Source organism: Desulfovibrio sp. 1188_IL3213 (genome assembly GCF_036763145.1).
Lineage (GTDB): Bacteria > Desulfobacterota > Desulfovibrionia > Desulfovibrionales > Desulfovibrionaceae > Desulfovibrio.
Genome location: NZ_JBAIYR010000496.1, coordinates 1 through 1,530, shown reverse-complemented (window position 1 = coordinate 1,530; position 1,530 = coordinate 1). Strand labels below are relative to the sequence as shown.

2 protein-coding genes are annotated in these 1,530 nt (G+C 56.4%); one reads left to right on the top strand and one right to left on the bottom strand.

The annotated features are described in order from the left end of the window. Positions 1–354, top strand: a 354-nt coding sequence (locus V6C16_RS12980; protein ID WP_333543408.1) for a hypothetical protein, incomplete at its 5' end; no start/stop codon positions are given. 317 nt (positions 355–671) lie between these two features. On the opposite strand, the gene V6C16_RS12975 is transcribed toward V6C16_RS12980, so the two are convergent. Beyond that, on the bottom strand, positions 672–1,310 hold the full coding sequence (locus V6C16_RS12975) for a TetR/AcrR family transcriptional regulator (protein ID WP_333535986.1): 639 nt from the start codon (positions 1,308–1,310) through the stop codon (positions 672–674). Positions 1,311–1,530: the final 220 nt, after the last annotated feature.

Genomic DNA, 1,530 nt, shown 5'->3' with positions numbered 1-1,530 from the left:
CGCCATAGCCGTGGGCGGCGGGCTTGGCCCCATGACGGCACGGGCGGGCCAATGATCGCCGCCTACCTTGCCAGCTGGCGCAGCCACCCGCTGTTCAACACCCTGTTTGCCTGTGCCATGATCTTTTGCTGGGGCATCTATGCGTTTCTGCATTTCAAAAATATTCCCTGGGGTTCGCAACCAGCCAATATTTTTGTTTTTGTTATCGCAGCCCTGTGCTTTGTCTTTATTTTTGTTTTACCGCGCTATTCGTTTCGCCCGGTGGCCGTACACTATTGCATCATGGCGGGAACCCTGCTGCCCTCGCTGGCCAACGGGCAGGAACTTATGCGCCAGAGCGGCATCTTCAACTGAGGCACGACAACGCACACACCCGCGCCATGACTAGAGCAATTTCACTTTGAAATTGCTCTGGCGGCTGCGCGAGCAGACGCCCGCAGCGAAGGCGTAAGCGCAATTTATTTGCGCGGTTAAACGCCGAAGTGAGCGTGCATCAAACTTTGAGAATGTATATTATCAAAGTTAATCTGCTCTAAAGACGCCCGGCAGACGCCCCGGCGCGTCACAAAGCACCGGCAGCGCGACGGCATGACGCATGAAACAGCCAGAGGCGGCGCAGGCGGGACAATATATCCCGGCTGCACCGCCTCTGGCTGTTCTGTTCCGCGCTGTCACCCGGCAAGCAGCGGGGCCAGCACCCGGCCAAGCTGTTTGCGAAACTCTTTCTGATCCAGGTCATTTTCCTTCTTGCCGCACAGCAGACTCACAATAATTGCGGCCCCCGTCAGAAGCGAAAAAACCGCATCCGCCCTGGCGGCAGCATCAGGACCGGATAATCGCCGTGCCAGCCCCTTGCGTCTTTTTTCAAAAAAGTCAGCTATAATATCAGATACTTCCTGATCAAGGGCTGAGAAAAGAATTATCCTAAACTCATCCAGCCACGGACCGTGCTCTCCTTCGTGCACAATGCTGTTCACAGCCTGATCCAGCATATCGGCCACATCGGCTTCCACGCCTCTCGGAGGCATCAATTCATGCAATGATTCCACCACGGCCACAAAAAGCTTCTTTTTGGAGCCGAAGTATCTGTTGATAAGCGTGGCATTGACGCCGGCCTTGGCCGCGATTTCTCGTGTACCCACGCTTTCGTAGTTATTATTGGCAAAAAGGCTACGGGCTGCCAGCAATATTCTATGTCTGGTCTGGGCCGCGTTGCGGGTTTGCCTGCCCTGATCCGCCACAAGGGGGGAATGTTCGGAAGGTATGGCGGTTACAGGGGCCTTGCCGTCAGTTTTCACTGTATTGCTCATGGCGTCCCTGCACTCGATGTATGATGGCCGAAAAACCGGCCATGCGTGCGTAGAAAATTACTCTTCCGGCGCGCACCCGCCCTGGCACAGGTGTTCTGTGCCGAAAGCCGCCAGCTTGCCGGCGGCAAAAGCATCAAGACAGGAGCCTACGCTGGGCAGACCGGCGTTGTGATACACCGCTATGCCCGCTGCCTGCATGGCCTGAAGCGGGCGCAGCCCC

Coding starts and splice junctions, on each gene's coding strand:
- V6C16_RS12975 (WP_333535986.1), bottom strand. CDS start 1,310: ATGAGCAATACAGTGAAAACTGACGGCAAGGCCCCTGTAACCGCCATA.